The organism is Lactiplantibacillus sp. B652 (genome assembly GCF_023806745.1).
Classification (GTDB): domain Bacteria; phylum Bacillota; class Bacilli; order Lactobacillales; family Lactobacillaceae; genus Lactiplantibacillus; species Lactiplantibacillus pentosus.
In genome coordinates, this window is record NZ_JAMSKY010000001.1 from 592,346 (window position 1) to 612,424 (window position 20,079).

Consider the following 20,079-nt stretch of genomic DNA (forward strand, 5'->3'; position numbering starts at 1 on the left):
GGATTACGAGAGGGTGATGTCGTGGAGAACCGAAGCATCAGTCGTACACAGTTACGAAACCGGAACTTAAAGCTGGTCTTACAACAGATTATTAATCATCCTGCAACTTCTAGAATTGCGATTTCACATGAATTGAATTTAAATAAATCAACGATTTCATCGCTATATAATAGCTTGTCAGCTGATCATTTTATTGAAGAACTTGGAGAAGGTGCTGCATCTAATGTGGGCGGTCGAAAACCAATCATGGCGCGGCTGAATAAAAAATACGGCTATACGATTACCTTTGATCTTGGTTATCGTCAGCTACATGCGATGGCAAATTATTTAGACGCTGAAATTATTGATTATCAAGAAATTGATACCAAGGGACGGCCCATCGAAGACATGTTAGATGACTGCCGGCACTTTGTACAAGAGATGCAATCACAAGTTCATGCGATTCATGGCTTATTAGGCATTTGTTTCTCGATTCATGGCATTATCAATGATAATCAGATTGTCCATTCACCATGGATCGACATGCACGATATCGATATTGTGAAGCAATTTAAAGCTGAGTTTGATGTGCCCGTTATATTAGAGAATGAAGCTAATTTGTCGGCGATTTATGAACGTGACTTTAATGCCGGACGTGATTATCGTAACTCAATCACCTTGAGCATTCATCGCGGTATTGGTGCGGGGATTATTCTGGATAAGCACTTGTTCCGAGGCAAACAGGGTGAGGCCGGAGAAGTCGGTCGGTCGTTAACCCTGCTAGGGCCGAATACGGCGGGGCAATCGGTGGAGTCGATATGTTCTGAGGAAGCGATCATTAACCGGGTCAAACGGATCAAACAAGACGAGACGACTAATCGGCAAACCGTTGTTCAGTTGTACCAACAACATGATCGAGAAGTTGAACGGATTCTTTCACAATCGTGCAGTGTGATTGCGGGCCTAATATATAACGTCGTAACAACCTTGAATCCGGATGCAATCTTCATTAATTCGGAATTGTTAGCGGAGGCGCCAGAATTACTGAGTGATATTCAAGATAATTATCGGGATATTGCGCAGGATCAGTTGCCAATCATATTGACTAAGAATACCCAATTTGCAACTTCTTTGGGCGGATGTTCTTTAATTACGCACTATGTGTTGGGCATGGTTGACTATGAATTGCAATTTAAAGAAGCGGATTAACCGCTTCTTTTATTTTTTTGTTCTAGAAAGCGTTTACAAAAATAGGCCAATACGCTATAATCTTATTTGTAGGTTGGTTGCCGAAACAAACTAACTCGGAGGCAGAAATTATGACAAACGAATATTGGCAAGGCGTCGATCAAATTAAGTATATTGGTCATCAAGATAAAAAGTCAGGACTAGGGTTTCAATATTACAATCCTGATGAAGTAATTGGTGGCAAGAAGATGCGTGACTGGTTACGATTCTCTGTTGCTTATTGGCACACATTTGATCAACGGCTAGTAGATCCATTTGGTGATGGAACCGCACAACGGCCTTATGACCATATCACAGACCCGATGGACTTGGCGTTAGCAAAGGTAGATGCAGCGTTTGAATTCTATCACAAATTAGGTGTTGATTATCTCTGTTTCCATGATCGTGATTTAGCTCCTGAAGGTGACACGCTGCGGGAGACTAACCGTAACTTGGATAAGGTTATTGATAAAATCGTCGATTATCAGAAACAGACTGGCATGAAGGTACTATGGAACACGTCTAATATGTTTACGAATCCACGATTTGTAGCAGGGGCTGCAACGTCACCAGATGCGGATGTCTTTGCGTATGCTGCTGCGCAGTTAAAGCACAGCCTGGAAATCGGGAAACGTGTCGGTGCTGAAAACTATGTCTTCTGGGGTGGTCGTGAGGGTTATGAATCTCTATGGAACACCAATATGAAGCTAGAACAAGAGCATGCTGCCAAGTTCTTCCACATGGCTAAAGATTATGCCAACGAAATTGGATTTGATGCACAAATGTTGTTGGAACCGAAACCTAAGGAACCATCGACACATCAATATGACTTTGATGCAGCAACGACAATTGCGTTCATGAAAGAGTATGATTTAGATAAAGACTTTAAGCTGAATTTGGAAGGCAACCATGCCAACTTAGCAGGACATACCTATCAACATGAAATTCGAGTGGTCCGTGAAGCCAACTTACTTGGTTCATTGGATGCTAACCAAGGTGATAAGTTAATCGGTTGGGATATTGATGAATTCCCTTCAGACCTGTATGAAGCAACTGCTGCAATGTATGAAGTTGTTGAAAATGGCAGCATTGGGCCACGGGGTGGTTTGAATTTTGATGCTAAGCCACGCCGGAGTTCATTTGCGGCTAATGATGTGTTCTATGGGCACATTGTTGGGATGGACACCTTTGCCGCTGGATTGCGGGTCGCACTTAAGATGAAGCAAGACGGTTTCTTAGAAAAATTGGTTGCAGACCGTTATAGCTCTTATCAAAGTGGTGTTGGTGCCGAAATCGAAGCTGGAACGGCTGACTTCAAATCACTAGAATCATATGCCATTGATAAGCCTCAATCAGAGTTGATTGCAGCCACTTCTTCAGATCATCTAGAAGAGGTTAAGGATACAATTAATCATTATATTATCGAGACGTTAAGTAAATAAGAGATGTAAAAACGCGCTTGAGGCTTGAACTTCGGCGTGTTTTTACATATGTGAGGAGGATGCAAAATGTCAGCAGTCGTATTAGGAATTGATTTAGGGACGAGTGCGGTTAAGGTCTCGGCAATTGATAAGCAAGGAAATGTCGTGGCCCAAGCTAGTGCTAAATATGCATTACAACAGCCTCATCCTGGCTATAGTGAGCAGGATCCAGAAGACTGGGTGACCCAAACAACGCAAGCAATTCGTGAATTGTTGCAGCAGTCTGAGGTCACCGCAGATCAGATTGAAGGATTAAGTTACTCTGGACAAATGCATGGCTTAGTCTTATTAGATGACGCGGCCAACGTGTTGCGACCTGCAATTTTGTGGAATGATACTAGAACGACACCTCAATGTCGAAAATTAGAATCACAATTTGGCGATGACTTTATTAAGATAACGGGTAACCGACCGCTGGAGGGATTCACGTTACCGAAATTGTTGTGGGTTAAAGAAAACGAACCTAACATTTGGAAGCGGGCACGGACATTCTTGTTACCCAAAGACTATTTGCGTTATCGAATGACAGGAAAGCTGGCGATGGACAGGTCTGATGCGACTGGAACAGTATTGTTGGATATTACAACCAGTCAGTGGAGTGAGACTTTGTGCAATCAGCTAGATATTCCGTTGACACTGTGTCCGCCATTAATTGAATCGACTACTTATGTGGGTCATATTAATCAAACCTATGCTCAATTATCGGGATTATCCGTCAATACTAAAGTGTTTGGTGGAGCGGCTGATAATGCGGCAGGAGCCGTTGGGGCGGGCATTTTATCTTCAGATAAAGCACTAGTTAGCATTGGAACCTCAGGAGTAGTCTTAAAGTATGAAGATAATGCACAGACGGATTATCGTGGCGTTTTGCAATATGAACGGCATGCATTTCCCGGGAAATATTATTCAATGGGGGTCACATTGGCGGCCGGATACTCATTGAATTGGTTCAAACAAACCTTTGCACCCGATGAGGATTTCGGAACAGTTGTTGCTAGTGCTGAGCAATCTACCATTGGTGCCAACGGCTTGTTATTTGCCCCGTATATTGTTGGTGAGCGAGCGCCATATGCGGATGCAACCATTCGCGGAAGTTTCATTGGTGTGGATGGTAGTCACCAACGCGCTGATTTTGTACGGGCGGTCTTAGAGGGAATTATCTTTTCATTCGAAGATTTGATCAAGCTATATCAGCATAATGGTGCTGAGTTTAAGACAATTGTTTCAATTGGTGGCGGTGCTAAGAGCGCGTTGTGGTTACAAATTCAAGCTGATATTTTTAATTGTAAAGTGGTCAGTCTGAAAAATGAGCAAGGCCCTGGAATGGGCGCAGCAATGATTGCAGCGACTGGTTTGGGCTGGTTCAAAACGCTAGCTGATTGTGCGCAGACGTTTGTTCATTACGGTAAGGCATATTATCCGGTTACCGCGCATGTTGCACAATATCAGGAAATGTATCGGTTATATCAACAAATATACGTTCAAACGCAGCCAATCACTGCTGGACTATTGGAACAAAGGAAACAACACTAATTAAAGGTAACGAGGTAAAATCGCATTGATGTATAGACTTTTTTGGATTCTTCTATACGACAATGCGATTTTTTACGTGTCTTTTGAGTCCTGGTAGCTACACAGCGTCTATAACGATTTTTATTTATTATCAACTCCTCGCCCATATTAGACTAGGTGTTTTTCAAAATCTAGGATACAATATCCATTGAAAGTATTACTGGAGGTGCTCAAATGAAAAACAAACCAGTCACCATCAAAGATGTTGCGCGCCTTGCAGAACGGTCGATTGCAACGGTCTCGCAAATATTGAATGGCCATGGGGATAAGTTTAGTGCGACGACGGTTGCGAAGGTGGAGGCAGCCCGAGATGAATTAAATTATGAACCCGATTATTTTGCTCAGCGGATGATTAATAAGACGAGTAAAACGATTGGGGTGCTCGTGCCTGATATTAGAAATCCGTTCTTCGGTGAGCTGATTCGGGGTATCGAAAACGTCCTCTACCAACACAATTTCATTACGATGCTCTGTAATGCTGATCTGGATGAGGATAAGGAACGGGCCTATCTGGATGAATTGAGTCGGCGAGGGGTAGACGGCTTCATCATCGCGAGTTCAGCGGTCTCTAACGATGCCATTAATGATATTCTGCGGCAAAAGGGCCATCCATTCATTGTGCTGGATCAAAAACGGGCGGAAGGCTTTAGTGATTCTGTGCTGACGGATGATTATGATGGCGGCCGCCAAGCAGCCCAACACTTGAAAGACCTAGGCCACCAGCAAGTTGCCGTCCTTATTCCGGCAAAGCCGTCTGCCAATGTTCAAAAGCGGCTCAGTGGATTCTATAGTGTGTATCCGCGGGAGGCTGTTCACGTCATTGCGACGCCACTCTCTAAAGCAGGTGGTCGCCAAGTTGTGCCAGAAATTTTTACGACGCCCGCAACGGCGATCTTTGCCGTCAACGATGAAATTGCCTTTGGCGTGTACTTAGGGATGGCCGAACATGGTAAAAGAATCCCTGAAGATTACAGCGTGATCGGCTATGATGACGTCGAGATGTGTCAATATGTCGCACCGCAGCTTACGACGATTGCCCAACCGATTTTTGAGCTAGGGCAAACGACTGCGAACCAATTGCTTGAACGGATCGCTAACCCGCGTCAGCCATGGGAAGAGCACCACTTACCAGTTAAATTGATTGTCAGAAATTCAACGACACATTTGAATTAACAATTCAAATGTGTTATATTTTTTATGAGCTAATTAAAACGTTTTCATAAAACGTTTTAATAAAAACTAATTCAGACGAATTCAACTATTTGGAGGGACCATTATGAATACGGTAACCGTTATTGGGAGTATCAACTTAGACCGGACGATTCGGGTTAAAAATATGCCAAAACCTGGCGAAACGATTCACACGAAAGAAATCTTTTCTGCTGGTGGTGGTAAGGGTGCGAACCAAGCTGTCGCAGCTCAACGTTCTGGTGCGAAGACTCACTTTATTGGCGCAGTTGGTGATGATGATGCCGGTAAAACCATGCTGGACTTACTGACCCAAGAAAAAATCAACTTAGCAGGGATCACCAAGATGACGAAGCAGTCTACTGGGCAAGCTTACGTGACGGTCGATGACGCTGGTGAAAATCAAATCATGATTCACGGCGGTGCTAACATGGCGTTCACACCAGATGACGTTGCAGCTCACCGGGATATCATTGAAGCAAGTGATTTTGTTGTTGCTCAATTTGAAAGCGCTGTAGACAGTACGGTCGAAGCGTTCAAGATTGCGCAGGCAGCCGGTGTCAAAACGATTTTGAACCCTGCACCAGCGATGGAAAAAGTACCCGCTGAATTGCTAGCAGTGACGGATATGATCGTCCCAAATGAGACTGAAACTGAAACGTTGACCGGCATTGCGATTACGGATGAAGCCAGCATGATGAAGGCCTCCGCTGCTTTGCATGAACTAGGCATTTCGGCAGTCATTATTACAATTGGTAGTAAGGGTGCTTTCTACGATATCAATGGCCGGCACGGCGTTATTCCAGCGTTCAAGGTTGAAGCGGTTGATACGACTTCAGCTGGCGACACCTTCATTGGTGCGATGAGCAGCGTATTAGACAAAGATTTCAGTAATCTGGAAGATGCAATTCGTTATGGTAACCGGGCCTCATCGATTGCCGTACAACGGTTTGGCGCTCAACCATCGATTCCTTATAAAAATGAAATTACAGCCGCGGAGGGTAAATAATTATGAAAAAGACTAAAGTTATTAATTCAGATTTGTCACGAGTTATCGCAACCATGGGTCATTTTGATAAGTTAAGCATTGGTGATGCTGGGATGCCAGTACCAAGCACGACTGAAAAGATTGATTTGGCCGTTGATAACGGTATTCCAAGCTTCATGCAAGTATTGAATAATGTCTTGGAAGAACTAGAAGTTCAACGAATCTTCTTGGCAGAAGAAATCAAAGTTCAAAATCCTAAGATGTTGACGGCAATCAAGAAGCGCTTGCCAGACACGCCAATCACCTTTATTCCTCATGAAGAAATGAAGAAGGACTTAGCGGACTGCAAGGCATTCGTACGGACTGGTGAAATGACACCATATTCAAACATCTTATTGGAAAGTGGCGTTACTTTTTAGGGTAGCTGGCGATTAATGGAGGGATTGGAATGAATACTACCGCTTTACTAATTGGCTTAGGACCGTTGCTTGGTTGGGGGCTGTACCCCACGATTGCTTCCAAGATCGGTGGCCGGCCTGTTAACCAGATTTTAGGTTCGACTGTTGGGACGCTGATCTTCGCGCTGATCTATGCATGGTCTCAAGGGATTGCCTTTCCAAGTGGCATGAATCTCTGGTTCTCGATTTTGTCAGGGATTGGCTGGGCCAGTGCCCAAATCGTGACGTTCAAAGTCTTCACGATGGTTGGCTCTTCACGAGCAATGCCGATTACCACGGCCTTTCAACTATTAGGAGCCTCACTCTGGGGCGTCTTTGCACTTGGCGACTGGCCAGGCTCGATGGATAAAGTCCTTGGTGGCTTAGCATTAGTCGGAATCATTATCGGGGCTTACTTAACCGTGTGGTCCGAACATAAGGATGCTGGTAATTCCCGGACATTACGTCAAGCCGTTATCTGGTTGGCAGTCGGTGAAATCGGCTACTGGGCCTACTCAGCTGCACCCCAAGCAACTAGTATCGGTGGTGAAGAAGCGTTCGTTCCGCAAGCAATTGGGATGGTAATTGTCTCCGTTGTTTACGCACTGTTCTTAGCTTCTCGCGGTGAAAAGTTAGCCCTTGTCGAAGGCGTCTCATACACGCACATCATTTCTGGTTTCTTCTTCGCATTTGCTGCACTGACTTACTTAATCTCTGCACAACCAGATATGAACGGGTTAGCTACTGGCTTCATTCTTTCCCAAACTTCCGTTGTCTTAGCGACATTGACTGGGATTTGGTTCCTTGGTCAGAAGAAGACCACCAAAGAAATGTGGGTTACGATTGGTGGATTAGTGCTGATCATTGCGGCGGCTGCGGTTACGGTAATGATTTAGTTACAGTTCGACACACATTAAAATAGTGATAATCAATATCAATTAAGCGATCGGGTAAGACATTTACTCGGTCGTTTTTTATGTCGCCTCCGTAAAAGTGATTATGAAAAGAAAGCCGGTTAAATTGACGGATTTAAAATTGAATATCACAACTTAATTTCAGAAAGTTTGTAAGGAATACAACTTAATTTATGTGAAACATACTAGCGTTAAAATTGATATACCGGCCTTCAGGAACTAATCAAATTGAATTGAATCGTTGAAAACTAAGCCAGCGAGGCGCCAAAATACGAGGCCTTACAGCTTCGTTACATAATTGATTCAAAATATTTACCAAAATCCTACGATAACTATACAATGCAAAACTATCATGTTGTTAAGAAAGTAGGTGTGATTTTGAATACAGATACAAGAAATAAGCTGTTGGTTGTCTCAAGCCTCGTTTGTGTCGTGTTATTAGTGATTGCGACCTTTTTTGATTTGCAAATCAGCAATGCAGTTATTAATTACAACAGTATTTTTGGAACCGTATTTCAAACGGTTGGTGAGTCTCCAATTCACATTGTCTTCTTTTTGAGTGGTCAAATCGGGATAGCCTACGCCTGTCGACATTTGAGAGATAAAGTTTTTGCCGTATTTTTATTCGTCGGTAGTGTCTCGCTGTCAGTGTGGCAGATGAAACAATTTTTAAACGTGGTGCTAAGCTATACATTTTCAGCGATTAATAACGTTCATAAACATCGGCCAATTGGTCTAGCTAATAGTGACGGAATGGCTGGGACGGGTTCACTGGCGATGTCATTTCTAATATGCTTGGTTGTCTACCTTATCTTTACAGCGATTCTTCAATATTATTGGTTACATAAACAAAGTGATCAACAATTAGCGCGTTACTTACTAGTTGCAGTGTTTGCATCGCTAACAGTATGGTTTGCTGAAGAGGTCAATGCAACGTTGAAAAATGACTGGGGTCGATTCCGACCTTATGAATTGAACGCGTCACAGACGAATTTTACATCGTGGCTTCATCCTAATGGCATTAATGGTCATAAGTCTTTCCCATCAGGTCATACGATGGCGGGAATTTCATGTGTGATTTTTTCTTGGTTCGCAACTAAGCAACGAACACGTGAAATATTGTGGGTCTTTGGTGTGGTATGGGGCATCTTAGTTGGGATCAGCCGAATCGTTATTGGAGCGCACTTCTTGTCTGACGTGACGTTCTCCTTCTTCTTAACTGCAGCAATCATTTATATCATGCGTGCACTTTATCAAGAACTAGTTAGTGATTCGCTAAAACTTTAACGCTCGTCTGGATTTTAATCATCAAACAAAAAATCAGTTTGACGTTGCCAAACTGATTTTTTATTTAGACCGGCTAGTTTCAGAAGTAAATGAACAATTATTTGGGGGTAATTATTATGGCGAAAAATATTTTATTAATTTGTGGCTCCGGGGCTTCTTCCGGATTTATGGCCGCAAATATGCGTAAAGCAGTGAAAAAGGAAGGCTTGGATTACAAGATTAAAGCGCGCAGTGAAGCAGAGCTTAGTGACTACGCAGACGAAATTGATGCGCTAATGGTTGGTCCACATCTGAAGGCGGAGTTTAATGCGATTAAATCACGGGTACCCGAGAATGTCGTTGTGATTTTAATGCGGCCCGATTACTATGCCATTCTAGATGGCCAGGGCGCAATTGCACATTTACGTGCGGAACTCGGTCAATAAGGTGTGCTGATGAAATTCGATTATTGGAGTGTACTAAATGAATAAGTTTATGGATTTTCTCAATAATAAATTTGCACCCAAAGCGCAAATTGTTGGGAATAATCAGTGGATTGTCACATTGAAGAAGTCAGTTCTAGAGGTTTTACCCTTTATTTTAGTGGGTTCGATCGTTAGTTTACTTAATATTCCAGGCAATTTTTGGAAATGGTGGCCGAATTTTACGCCGATTAGCAATTTTACATTCGGATTATTATCAATCTTTATTGCATTTTTGGTGCCGTTTAACTATCTCACCGACAAAAAGTTGAACAAGTAACGGATGATTGCTGGTTTGACGTCAGTGGCACTATTTATGATGTTACTAAATCCGACGTTTACCTCATCAGGCACGGTAATTTCCTTTCAATTCAGCGAATTTGGTGCTGGGGGGATGTTTGTCGCGATTAGTGTCGCAATCTTTGTCAGTGTCGTTTTAGAAATGTTTGGACGTTTCTCATTTTTTAGTGAAGATAGCGTCATACCAGATTTTGTAACGGCGTGGTTTGATTCGATGTTACCGATCGGCGTGATTATTGCGATTGGCTGGATCTTAGTTGATGTTTGTCACTTCAACATGTATCACATGATCCAAGCAGTATTCTCACCACTAGCAAATGGCGTTGAGACGATTTATGGTTTTACGTTAATTCTATTTATCTATTGTTTTATTTATTCCATGGGGATCTCTGGGTGGGTGCTTGCGCCGATTATGCAACCATTGATGCTTGGTGGTATTGCTGCTAATACAGCTGCGATTGCTGCCGGTAAATCTGCAACGCATGTTTTCACAAGTGAAGTAATTTATAGCGGCTGGACTTGGATCGGTGGTATTGGCTGTACAATGCCGCTCGTGTTAATGATGCTGTTTTTAGCAAAGTCGCAACGACTAAAAGCACTGAGTAAGGCCAGCGTTGTTCCATCACTGTTCAATATTAATGAACCCGTCGTTTTCGGGATTATTGTGTGGAATCCATACTTGATGATCCCGCTATGGATTAATGGAATCGTCATTCCAATCATAACTTGGATCGGATTGAAGGCCGGATTAGCGACGATACCTAAAGCGTTGATGCAGCTCTGGTACATTCCATTTCCAGTCTCAACGTGGTTAGTTAGCCCGTCCGTGGGAGCGATCATCCTAGTCGTTCTTATTTTTATCGTTTCTTGGGTTATTTGGTTCCCATTCTTCAAAGTTTACGATGGGCAGATTGCTAAAGAAGAAGCGGCGAACGGCTAAAATTTTAAAAAATGAAGGGAAATAGTATGAACGAGGAAGAAACTAGAGACGAAGCCGCAAAGAGTACGATGGAAATCATCATCAACGCTGGTGATGCGCGTGTATTTATCGCTGAGGCGCTAGATAATATCGGTGATGCCGATTACGATTTAGCGCGAGCTAATATGGAGAAGGCAAATGATAAATTACTCATAGCGCATCGGCTACAAACTCAAAAATTACAGGGTGAAGCGGAAGGTGACACTGTCGAATACTCGGTTTTATTCACCCATGCTCAAGACACATTAATGAGCATTATGAGTGAGTATAACTTAACGCAAAAGATCATAACAATCTTTGAAAAACGGGATCAAAAAGTAGGCCGTTCAAAATAGTGAACGATAAAAATCGCGATACTTCAAAACATGCTGCTGTCAACTTCTTGATAAAATTCAATTAGTTTGCAAGTGTGAGTAGGTAACAATAAACCAGATCGTCCATGTTTTTAAGATTAAGGCCGCTACACCGTTCGAATTTTTCGATGCGGTAGAGCAGCGTATTCCGGTGGATAAATAATTGGCTAGCCGCTTGGCGGACGTTGCCTTGGGTATGATAGAGTGCACTGATCAACTGCTGAGTATCGGTATCTAAACATAAATTACGACATAAAACTTCAAGTTCCGGGCGATGCTGCTTGGCTAAGAATGGCAATAAACTGGCGCTTAACGTCACAATGGTGTCTTGTTGATTACGTGTAAATAACTGTTGTTCTAGTGTAAATGCGGCTGGTAAATCATGACTGTCCGTATGGATACTACCAATAAACAGATGGGTATTGGTATAAAAATCGTTGTCAATTAGCGCAAGTAAGCTGGTTAGGTCATTTTTGGTATCCGTCTGGGGCTCAGCAAGGATAAGATAACCCGTATTAGAGGTTGTAAAGGCCTGATGTAGCACATGCTCGAATGTATCGGCTAAGGCGTGTAGCCACTGAGACCGGTTCGTATGTTGATCGGTAAAGCGGACACGAAAATGTAAGAGTTGCAGGCTTTTGGCTATCGTGTGAGGAGCCGTAGTACGCTGGCCCATTAAAAATTCTGACCAATTATCTTCAACAGTTGGCTGCGGTTTAGTTTGTGTCAATAATTCTAGCAATGACAGTTCACGTTGATTTAGGTTAGTCGTATCAATACAGACATATTTACCGTTATTAATAGTAATGCAGACCACATTTTTTGCCATTGATGGGAGGGGAGAAACGGTTGCTTGCGGATAAATTTTGAGTAATTGCTGTGTATTCATAAAAGGGCCTCCCTGATAAAGATTTGAGTCATTAATGTGTATTGGTGGATTCGCGAACCATGAGTTTGACGCTGACGACAATTTGGCGATCAAAACAATGCTTGGGATTATTGATCTGGTCGAGTAAGGCTTCGACAGCTTTGGCCCCAATCATCCCAAAGTCTTGAACCACGGTGGTCAGTGCCGGGTGATTTCTGGCCGCTGCCGGCAGATTGTCAAAACCAACTAGCGCCAGTGATGTCCCGATCCCATGATCGATTTGCTGCAACTGCTGTAGAGCGCGCAATGCCACCACATCATTCTCAGCAATGAGTCCCGTGATGCCTTGTGCCTGAATATAGGCGTGCAGTTGCATGGGATTAGTGCAAGCTTGTAATGCTTGGGCCCATCGCAAGGGGAGCCCAGTATCATTGGCGGTCAATTTTAAGCAGTTAAAATAGCCTAAAAAGCGATCACTCACAGTGCCGGTAAAAGTCTGCCAGAATGGAGATTCAGGTAAGAACGCAATTCGCTGGTGCCCTCGATTTTGAAGGTGTTCACAAGCGATTCGGCCCCCAGCAACATTGTCACTAGTCACACTTGGAACCGCGAGTGCTGCGGGGGTCTTATCCAGGACGACTAGTGGCATTTTTTGTGCCGATAAAGTCATCAGTACCGGTAATTCAGTAGCGAGATTCTGAGGGTAGTAGATAATTCCTGCGTACTGATCAGCCAATTGCGTCAAGTCGAGTTGAAGAAATGCTTCATTCGCCATTAATTTTAATTGCCAAGTTGTTCCGGTCAGGGTCGCCTTAATACCACTTTGGTAGTCGCCAAAGGCAGTTGTTTCAGGAAAAGGTAGTACGAGTAAAATTTGGCGCTGAGTGGTGCTTTTGTGTGGTTTGACGAAGGTCCCGCCACCTCGAACGCGATAAACCAAGTCGGCGGCTGCTAATTCATTTAACGCTCGCTTGGAGGTGATTCGACTCACACCATGTTTGATGGCAATGGCATTTTCACTTGGCAGGCGGTCATTAGGCGCATATTCGCCGCGAAGAATGGCCATCCGTAATTGTTTAAATAAAATTTCGTATTTAGCCAAGAGCTCACCTCCACTTGGTATAGTCCAACCAACAACTTTTGGGATAAATCGGCTAACTTCAGTGTAATTTTAACCGCTTACATGATATATTCCTAGGGAGAAACTATATCAAGATGTGCACAAATTATATCTTTTTGACGTGAAGTTGGTCAGAATGGTCAATTTATGACTGATAAGAACTAACTGACGGATAGGAAATCATAAAATTAATGGTTCCAGCAATGGACAATTTATTTTTAACGACAGAAAAACAACCACTCATTAAATAATACTCATGAGTGGTTGTCGTCTAAGTGAATTAGTCTTGCGCTTGTAGCATTTGGTATTGTGATTCGTACAATTGATAATATTCGCCGTGTTGTGCCATTAACTGTTCATGTCGTCCGGCCTCAACGATTTGACCGTGGTTAACGACTAAGATTTGATCTGCATGTTGAATCGTAGATAGTCGGTGGGCAACAATGAAGCTGGTTCGCCCCTTTAGCAGTTCGTTAAGGCCAGCTTGAAGGAGTGCTTCAGTCTTCGTATCGATAGCGGCAGTCGCTTCATCTAAGATAAGAATACGTGGATCTGCTAATAAGACACGTGCAAAGGCGAGTAGTTGGCGTTGGCCGGCAGACAAGCTATCACCATGTTCTTGAATCATACTCTGGTAGCCAGACGGGAGCGATCGAATAAAGTCATCCGCATGTGCGATTTTGGCAGCCTGTTGAACCTCGTCGTCTGTTGCATCCAAGCGACCATAACGAATGTTGTCCATAATGGTTCCCGAGAATAAGAAAGTATCCTGCTGCATGACACCCATCTGCTGTCGCAGCGAATCTAGCGTAACTTGTTGCAAGTTGATATTGTCGATGGTGATCGTTCCAGCGGTGACGTTGTAAAAACGCGAGAGTAAGTTGATGATGGTTGTCTTACCAGCTCCAGTGGGACCAACCAAGGCAATCGTTTCACCGGCTTGTGCGTGAAACGAGACATCACTTAAAGTCAGAGGACCCTCGTCATCGTAGCGAAATGAGACGTTATTGAAGCGAACGTCGCCCTTAATCGGTGGTAGTGCAAAAGCATCCGGCGCATCTTGAATTTGGGGGCGCTCATCCATCGTTTCAAAGATCCGCTCAAGATAGGCGGTGGCGGTAATCAAGTCGTTGTAGAAATTACCGATATTAATAACTGGATTCCAAAAATTATTAATATAACCGATAAACGCGATTAATGTCCCGGTACTAACAACAACGCCTAACTGTTGAATTCCGATGAAATAGATTAAGGCCGTTGTCATGGTGGAGATATTTTGAACGCCGGGGCTCAAAGCATACTGAATCTTAACCGCCTGCATGTACGCGTCACGATTATCATCAGCCACCTGATCGAAGTGCTGAATCGTAGACTGTTCTTGGGCAAATCCTTGGGTGACCTTGATCCCAGCAATGCTCTCGTGAATATAGGCATTAAGGTTAGATTGCTTATTACTTAATTGGCGAAAAGCCCGGCGTTGTTTCTTCTGAATCACGTAAGCCCACAAGATGAGTATTGGAATGAGTACCAGACTATCAAGCGTCAGCCGCCAGCTAATGGTGAACATAAATATCAGTGTAACGATAACTGAAATAATATCTGAAATCAGATTCACTAATCCATTGGCTAATAGGTCACTCAACGTGTTGATGTAGTTAACGACTCGAATCAGAATTTTACCGTGTGGCCGGGAGTCAAAGTAAGCAAACGGTAATTCTTGAAGATGTGTGAATAAATCCGTTCGCATATCGATCAACAAATTCTGTCCGATTTCAGTGATTGCCCAAATACGGTAGCGAAAGCAAGTAAAGGCAATGCACAGGCTGGCTAAGAAGATGCCGCTAAGTGTCCAGATTAGTGCCATATCACGGTTCGGAATTGCGGTATCAATCGCGACCTTCATCAAGAATGGCCCTAAGACAACTGCGATATTACCGATGACAATGGTGAATAGCACTAAGAGTAATCGCCAACGATAGGGACGCAAATAGTGACCTAATCGGGCGTAATCGTGCCAGTTGAAGTGAGTGGTCAAGGATTCATCTTCGTTATACGTATTGCGTTTAGCCATGGTCCTCACCTCCCTTAGCAGTTTCAAGCAGTCCAAGTTGTCGTTGGTAGGTTTCGGCGTAATATCCGGCTTGTTCGAGTAACGTGTCATGTGTACCCTGCTCCACAATCTTCCCATGACGCAGGACGATAATTTGATCGGCATGGCGTAATGATGAGATGCGTGAAGCAATGATGAAGACCGTCTTATTTTGAGTCACCGATTGGAGCCGTTGCTGGATGGTCGCTTCGGTCTCCATGTCAAGCGCACTGGTGGTATCGTCCAAGATTAGGACTTGCGGATCTTTAACCAATGCTCGAGCAAGAGAAATTCGTTGTTTTTGACCACCCGAGAGGCCCACGCCACGCTCACCAACCACGGTATCATAGCCTTCTGGCATCTGATTGATAAAATTATCAGCATCTGCAATATTGGCCATTTGATGGATGAAGGGAAGTGAGGCCTCGTGATTACCATAGTTAATATTGTCGGTGATCGAATCCGAGAACAGAAAGAGATCCTGCGTCACAATCGTAATTTGATCACGTAAAGTTTGTGCCGCCCATTGGCGAACATCCTGACCATCAATAAGGACCCGCCCACTCGTGGGATCATAAAAACGAGCAATTAAATTCATCAGCGTTGTCTTTCCTGATCCCGTTTCACCTAAAATTCCCAAGGTTTGTCCAGGGGTCACTTTGAAGCTGATGTCCGTTAAAATGTTATTTTTAGGGTCATCTGGAAAAGCAAAGTCAACGTGCTGGAATTCGACCGTACCTTGGATTTTGCCGACGGATGGGACTTCTTCAGTGGTGATTTGTGGCTGAGCAGCTAACATGGCGCGAATTTTAATTGTTGCGGCAGAGAAACGCTGAATATCGTTGATTAGCCAGCCACTCATCCGCATGGGCTGATTGAGCATCCACAAGAAACCATTAAAGGAGACCAGTTCCCCTAGCGTCATCTGATGGTTGATAACGAAGAAACTACCTAGTAGCAAAACGATCACGGTTAACAAGGATGCTAAAAAGTCTAGTGCGGGTAGGTAACGTCTTGAAACTGCCGCTGAAGCCATATTTTTATTTTTGTAATCGTGATTAAGCTGTTCAAACTTGTTAATTTCGTAGTCTTCACGGGCAAATGCACGTACGATTCGGTTGCCGGAAATATTCTCTTCTACCATGGCGTTTAAACGTGCAAAACTCTGACGGATATTAAAGAAGACGGCGTGTGCTTCATTGCTCATCCTGGTAGTTAGCCAGCCGATGAACGGTGTCAGGATAATTAAGGCGAGCATGAGTTGCCAATTGATCCAGCCCATCACGACAACAGCGGTCAGAAACCACAGAATACATTCGGCAGCGTTATAAGTGACCCAGCATAAGAAATGGCGGATCGCATCCGTATCACCGGTTAGACGTGCCATGATGTCGCCGTTGCTGACTGACTTAAAGAATGGATCATCTAATGATTGCAATTTCGTAAATAAGTCATGTCGGATCGCAAACAGTGAGTTTTGGCCGACGCGTTCCCACAAAATGATATAACAATAGCGCATCAGTGTTCGGATTAAAGTAATGCCAATCATCGCGGCCAGTAATGGTAATAATAGCTTCAGATGGCGCTGATTAATGACGAGATCGACAAGCATTCCGCCTAATAATGGGACTGCCACGACGCCAATTGCATTGATGATGATCAGGATACTGGCAAGGATGATTTGCAGTTGACTTCGACGTGCATATTGCCAGACCCATTGATATGGATTCATTTATGATCCCTCCCGTTAATAATGTCATTCAAACCTAGGCGACTTAACGAGATTAATTATGCGGATGTTTGTGTTGATAGGAAATAGATTATTTTGACTGATTTAATGTCTTTTTTTGCAAGGAGGTGCTAGCAGTGTTGTCACTAAGTGCATTTGAACCGGAAGTCTTATATGCTTTTCCTTTTCGAAATCAGCAGCCAGGGACTTACGTGTATCACCAACACGATTTTTTGGAGCTGTCAATCATGGTAACTGGCTACTCTGATTACAACGTGGAGGGTCAGTGGCGGCGGGTGGTCGCGGGTCAGGCGCTACTGTTTAATCCTGGCATCCATCACCAAGAGACCCAACCCCCGAATTCTGAAAGTTTACAGTTGCATATTGGGTTTCGACATATCGCACTTCCAGGACAGCCGCCTAATCATATGCCATTTTCGGATAGTTTGATTAACTTAGGTGAATATCGCGCAGAATTTATGGCTAATGCTCGTCGAATTATCGCCGAAAACCAGCGGCCAACTGTCTTTGGTCATGATTTATTAACGCAGACAATGGTGATTGAACAGCTGTGCTGGTTATTGCGATCGCTACCTGACAATAAGGTCAGCAATGATTATGCCGGAAAGCAAAGCCAGAGTAATAATGTTGATCAAACGGCCTTGGTTAATGCGACCACCTATTATTTGAATGCCCATTACCAAGAAGAACTGACATTGGGCGACGTCGCAGCCACGTTACATGTTAGTGCAGCCTATTTATCGCGAACTTTTAAGGCCGTCAAAGGAGAGACTCCTAGCACTTACTTAATGAAGTTGCGATTGCAGCAGGCGCGAACATTGCTTGAAAAAGGCGGGCTAAGTGTGAACGCTGTCGCACGAACGGTCGGCTATCAGGATCCCTATTATTTCAGTAAACTATTTAAACGGTATTTCGGTGTGACGCCGACTATGATGAAAAATGAAGCGTAAGGTGCTGCTAATACAGTAAGTTGGTATAGTCGAGCAGACAACTTTATACGTTAATGTAAGCGCTACCCTTTAGTGCATGATGCTACTATGATATATTTCAATCAAAAAATAGTTCTGGAAAACCAGGCTAATGAAGTAGTTGAGGAGGATGAATCAATGATTGTATGGCGAGGACTAGATGCGAGCCAATTACAAGCAGTTCAAAAGGTCTGTGAACCGTTAAATTCGGCGATGGAACTGGTTGTAACGTGTCAGCAAGGTGCCGCGGGGGTGCAATTGCAACGGCATGATGGTCAAGCAACGCTAACTTATGGGAGTACCGCAGATTTAATGCATGGCGCCGCTGAACTGTGTGGTCGGGCCCAAAATGAACCGCAATTTGAACTTCAACAACGCCCACGATTTAAAGTGCTGGCTGCAATGTTAGATGTTGCTCGCAATGGGGTACCAACCGTCGCGATGGTCAAACAAATGATTGAGCGACTTGCTAGCATGGGCTATAACGAACTATGGCTCTACCTTGAAGATTTATTTGAAATTCCTGAAGAACCGTACTTTGGCCGTGGTCGTGGCCGCTATCGCCAATCTGAATTGCATGAAATTGCTGTCTATGGTGATAAATTTGGGGTAACCGTGGTTCCGGCAGTTCAGACGCTAGCGCACTTGCATAATGCGCTCAAGTGGGATGCGCATATGGCGGTTAAGGATACGGATGATACCTTATTAGTCGGTGCACCGGAAACAACCCAATTTTTGACACACTTATTACAAGCGGCGAGTGCCCCGTTTACCACTAATAAAATTCATATTGGAATGGATGAAGCCTATCAATTAGGGCGTGGCCGGTATTTAGACCAAAATGGCTTTACCGATCAAGAAACGCTAATTCTTCAACAGCTCAAGCTAGTGGTTTCATTAACGCAACAGCTAGGATTACAGGCTTATATGTGGAGTGATTTATGGTTTACGTTTGCGTCCGCTAAGCATGAAATGTACGATCCAGATGTCCACTTTGATTCGGCATTCAAAGCAAGTTTGCCACCAGTTGGCCAAGTCTATTGGGATTACTATCATGAGGACGAGCAGACCTATCGAGATCGATTTGCTCAACACTTTGAACTCAGCGATGATGTCGCATTTGCCGGCGGAATCTGGACCTGGAGCGCACTAGCGCCAAATCAAAGTAAAATGTTAGCAACGATTGATGCTGGCCTGAAAGCGGCTAAAGCAAGTCAAATCGAACAAGTTGTGGCAACGATGTGGTTTGATGATGGGGCTGAAGTGCCAGTGAGTGCAGCTTGGTATGGCCTACAGGCGTTCGCCACTTATCAGTATCACGATGATGTGACGCCAGAGGTTATTGACGAAGCTTACCAATTGACGCAAGGAGAGCAGCCGGCCTTTTATCGGTTATTAGATCAATTTGATAATTTCACTAAAACGGTCAACGTTGATGCAGATAATGTGAGCAAGATTGTCTTGTACGAAGATCTGATGTTGCAACGTTATCGGGCCAATCTAGCCCCAATCGATATTGAAGGTCAGTATCAACAGTTAATTGATGCGCTTGATCAGGTGAAGGTACGGGCCGCTAACCGGCTCACCGTGACATTCTATCATCAGCTAGCGCAGACCGTACTAGTCAAACAACGTGCGTTAAAGGCAGTAGCGGCGTTAGGAGCAGCCGATGCTGATGGTCGGCAGGCGCACCGTGCATTAGCTGCGGTGAAAGCATGTAAACTAGCCCTGCAACAACTACTGGTTGATTTTCGACTATTGTGGCATCAGCAACGTCGTGGCAATGGATTTGAAATTATTGATGTTCGCCTGGGTGGTCAGATTACGCGCTGTGAAACGGTCATTTGGCGGATTGACGAGTGGCTGGCAGGCCGTGATGAACTGGCAGAATTGCATGAACCAGTGTTACCGATGGATAAACGCAACAATGGATTAGTTGGGCATGGTCTCTACAAAGAAATTGTCAGTGCGTGCGAATTATCATTTTAATAAAAATAGGCGACAGCACCCATTATTTGTTGAAGGAATAATCGCCTTTAACTAAGACGAGTCAAATGAGTTCTCAGATGAGAGCTCATTTTTTGTACCAAAAGTACGGTGGGATCTACTAAATCACAT

18 protein-coding genes are annotated in these 20,079 nt (G+C 43.9%); 14 read left to right on the top strand and 4 right to left on the bottom strand.

Translation table 11 applies throughout. The annotated features are described in order from the left end of the window. Positions 1 to 21: 21 nt before the first annotated feature. The 12 genes from MZO40_RS02530 to MZO40_RS02585 all read left to right on the top strand — a co-directional run bounded on the left by MZO40_RS02530 (position 22) and on the right by MZO40_RS02585 (position 11,148). A complete protein-coding gene (locus MZO40_RS02530; protein ID WP_105960692.1) occupies positions 22 to 1,188 on the top strand; it encodes an ROK family protein in 1,167 nt (388 codons plus the stop codon). A gap of 110 nt (positions 1,189 to 1,298) precedes the next feature. Further along, complete coding sequence (gene xylA / locus MZO40_RS02535; protein ID WP_252133078.1) at positions 1,299 to 2,648, top strand: xylose isomerase; 1,350 nt, start codon at positions 1,299 to 1,301, stop codon at positions 2,646 to 2,648. 66 nt (positions 2,649 to 2,714) lie between these two features. Beyond that, complete coding sequence (gene xylB, locus MZO40_RS02540; protein WP_050338077.1) at positions 2,715 to 4,220, top strand: xylulokinase; 1,506 nt, start codon at positions 2,715 to 2,717, stop codon at positions 4,218 to 4,220. 213 nt (positions 4,221 to 4,433) lie between these two features. Then, positions 4,434 to 5,432 carry a ribose utilization transcriptional repressor RbsR gene (rbsR, locus tag MZO40_RS02545; RefSeq protein WP_088770346.1) on the top strand — a complete coding sequence of 333 codons (999 nt, stop codon included), beginning with the start codon at positions 4,434 to 4,436 and terminating at the stop codon, positions 5,430 to 5,432. A 103-nt stretch (positions 5,433 to 5,535) separates the two neighbouring features. Then, entirely contained in the window at positions 5,536 to 6,456 is a 921-nt protein-coding gene (gene rbsK / locus MZO40_RS02550) for a ribokinase (protein WP_003640204.1), read from the top strand. 2 nt (positions 6,457 to 6,458) lie between these two features. Next, positions 6,459 to 6,854 (top strand): D-ribose pyranase, encoded by a 396-nt coding sequence (gene rbsD, locus MZO40_RS02555; RefSeq protein WP_050338079.1) that lies wholly within the window; start codon positions 6,459 to 6,461, stop codon positions 6,852 to 6,854. A gap of 29 nt (positions 6,855 to 6,883) precedes the next feature. Then, on the top strand, positions 6,884 to 7,768 hold the full coding sequence (gene rbsU / locus MZO40_RS02560; protein ID WP_021337391.1) for a ribose/proton symporter RbsU: 885 nt from the start codon (positions 6,884 to 6,886) through the stop codon (positions 7,766 to 7,768). 357 nt (positions 7,769 to 8,125) lie between these two features. Continuing rightward, positions 8,126 to 9,073, top strand: a complete 948-nt coding sequence (locus tag MZO40_RS02565) for a phosphatase PAP2 family protein (RefSeq protein ID WP_050338080.1) — start codon at positions 8,126 to 8,128, stop codon at positions 9,071 to 9,073. A gap of 116 nt (positions 9,074 to 9,189) precedes the next feature. Then, positions 9,190 to 9,498, top strand: a complete 309-nt coding sequence (locus MZO40_RS02570) for a PTS lactose transporter subunit IIB (RefSeq protein WP_050338081.1) — start codon at positions 9,190 to 9,192, stop codon at positions 9,496 to 9,498. A gap of 37 nt (positions 9,499 to 9,535) precedes the next feature. Further along, positions 9,536 to 9,814 carry a hypothetical protein gene (locus MZO40_RS02575; RefSeq protein WP_225367141.1) on the top strand — a complete coding sequence of 93 codons (279 nt, stop codon included), beginning with the start codon at positions 9,536 to 9,538 and terminating at the stop codon, positions 9,812 to 9,814. Between the two features lie 3 nt (positions 9,815 to 9,817). Further along, the gene (locus tag MZO40_RS02580) at positions 9,818 to 10,774 is read left to right on the top strand and encodes a PTS transporter subunit EIIC (protein WP_225367140.1); all 957 of its coding nucleotides are present in this window, start codon (positions 9,818 to 9,820) and stop codon (positions 10,772 to 10,774) included. 26 nt (positions 10,775 to 10,800) lie between these two features. Next, positions 10,801 to 11,148: a PTS lactose/cellobiose transporter subunit IIA gene (locus tag MZO40_RS02585; protein WP_105960690.1), complete on the top strand. Its 348-nt coding sequence runs from the start codon at positions 10,801 to 10,803 to the stop codon at positions 11,146 to 11,148. A gap of 61 nt (positions 11,149 to 11,209) precedes the next feature. Here MZO40_RS02585 and MZO40_RS02590 read toward each other — a convergent pair whose 3' ends face one another. The 4 genes from MZO40_RS02590 to MZO40_RS02605 form a co-directional block, all read right to left on the bottom strand. Continuing rightward, positions 11,210 to 12,055 (bottom strand): CdaR family transcriptional regulator, encoded by an 846-nt coding sequence (locus tag MZO40_RS02590; RefSeq protein WP_050338084.1) that lies wholly within the window; start codon positions 12,053 to 12,055, stop codon positions 11,210 to 11,212. Between the two features lie 31 nt (positions 12,056 to 12,086). Beyond that, positions 12,087 to 13,136 (bottom strand): LacI family DNA-binding transcriptional regulator, encoded by a 1,050-nt coding sequence (locus MZO40_RS02595; RefSeq protein ID WP_050338085.1) that lies wholly within the window; start codon positions 13,134 to 13,136, stop codon positions 12,087 to 12,089. 298 nt (positions 13,137 to 13,434) lie between these two features. Further along, positions 13,435 to 15,225 (bottom strand): ABC transporter ATP-binding protein, encoded by a 1,791-nt coding sequence (locus MZO40_RS02600; protein WP_105961383.1) that lies wholly within the window; start codon positions 15,223 to 15,225, stop codon positions 13,435 to 13,437. After that, positions 15,218 to 16,975 (bottom strand): ABC transporter ATP-binding protein, encoded by a 1,758-nt coding sequence (locus tag MZO40_RS02605; protein WP_105961382.1) that lies wholly within the window; start codon positions 16,973 to 16,975, stop codon positions 15,218 to 15,220. The genes MZO40_RS02600 and MZO40_RS02605 overlap by 8 nt, the downstream gene beginning before the upstream one ends. A gap of 134 nt (positions 16,976 to 17,109) precedes the next feature. Here MZO40_RS02605 and MZO40_RS02610 point away from each other — a divergent pair, with 134 nt between their 5' ends. Together MZO40_RS02610 and MZO40_RS02615 are read left to right on the top strand one after the other, a co-directional pair. Continuing rightward, positions 17,110 to 17,943, top strand: coding sequence for an AraC family transcriptional regulator (locus MZO40_RS02610; protein ID WP_050338088.1), 834 nt, complete (start codon positions 17,110 to 17,112; stop codon positions 17,941 to 17,943). A 156-nt stretch (positions 17,944 to 18,099) separates the two neighbouring features. Beyond that, positions 18,100 to 19,950, top strand: coding sequence for a beta-N-acetylhexosaminidase (locus MZO40_RS02615; RefSeq protein WP_105961381.1), 1,851 nt, complete (start codon positions 18,100 to 18,102; stop codon positions 19,948 to 19,950). The last annotated feature ends 129 nt before the right edge of the window (positions 19,951 to 20,079 follow it).

Coding starts and splice junctions, on each gene's coding strand:
- xylA (WP_252133078.1), top strand. CDS start 1,299: ATGACAAACGAATATTGGCAAGGCGTCGATCAAATTAAGTATATTGGT.
- xylB (WP_050338077.1), top strand. CDS start 2,715: ATGTCAGCAGTCGTATTAGGAATTGATTTAGGGACGAGTGCGGTTAAG.
- rbsR (WP_088770346.1), top strand. CDS start 4,434: ATGAAAAACAAACCAGTCACCATCAAAGATGTTGCGCGCCTTGCAGAA.
- rbsK (WP_003640204.1), top strand. CDS start 5,536: ATGAATACGGTAACCGTTATTGGGAGTATCAACTTAGACCGGACGATT.
- rbsD (WP_050338079.1), top strand. CDS start 6,459: ATGAAAAAGACTAAAGTTATTAATTCAGATTTGTCACGAGTTATCGCA.
- rbsU (WP_021337391.1), top strand. CDS start 6,884: ATGAATACTACCGCTTTACTAATTGGCTTAGGACCGTTGCTTGGTTGG.
- MZO40_RS02565 (WP_050338080.1), top strand. CDS start 8,126: ATGCAAAACTATCATGTTGTTAAGAAAGTAGGTGTGATTTTGAATACA.
- MZO40_RS02570 (WP_050338081.1), top strand. CDS start 9,190: ATGGCGAAAAATATTTTATTAATTTGTGGCTCCGGGGCTTCTTCCGGA.
- MZO40_RS02575 (WP_225367141.1), top strand. CDS start 9,536: ATGAATAAGTTTATGGATTTTCTCAATAATAAATTTGCACCCAAAGCG.
- MZO40_RS02580 (WP_225367140.1), top strand. CDS start 9,818: ATGATTGCTGGTTTGACGTCAGTGGCACTATTTATGATGTTACTAAAT.
- MZO40_RS02585 (WP_105960690.1), top strand. CDS start 10,801: ATGAACGAGGAAGAAACTAGAGACGAAGCCGCAAAGAGTACGATGGAA.
- MZO40_RS02590 (WP_050338084.1), bottom strand. CDS start 12,055: ATGAATACACAGCAATTACTCAAAATTTATCCGCAAGCAACCGTTTCT.
- MZO40_RS02600 (WP_105961383.1), bottom strand. CDS start 15,225: ATGGCTAAACGCAATACGTATAACGAAGATGAATCCTTGACCACTCAC.
- MZO40_RS02605 (WP_105961382.1), bottom strand. CDS start 16,975: ATGAATCCATATCAATGGGTCTGGCAATATGCACGTCGAAGTCAACTG.
- MZO40_RS02615 (WP_105961381.1), top strand. CDS start 18,100: ATGATTGTATGGCGAGGACTAGATGCGAGCCAATTACAAGCAGTTCAA.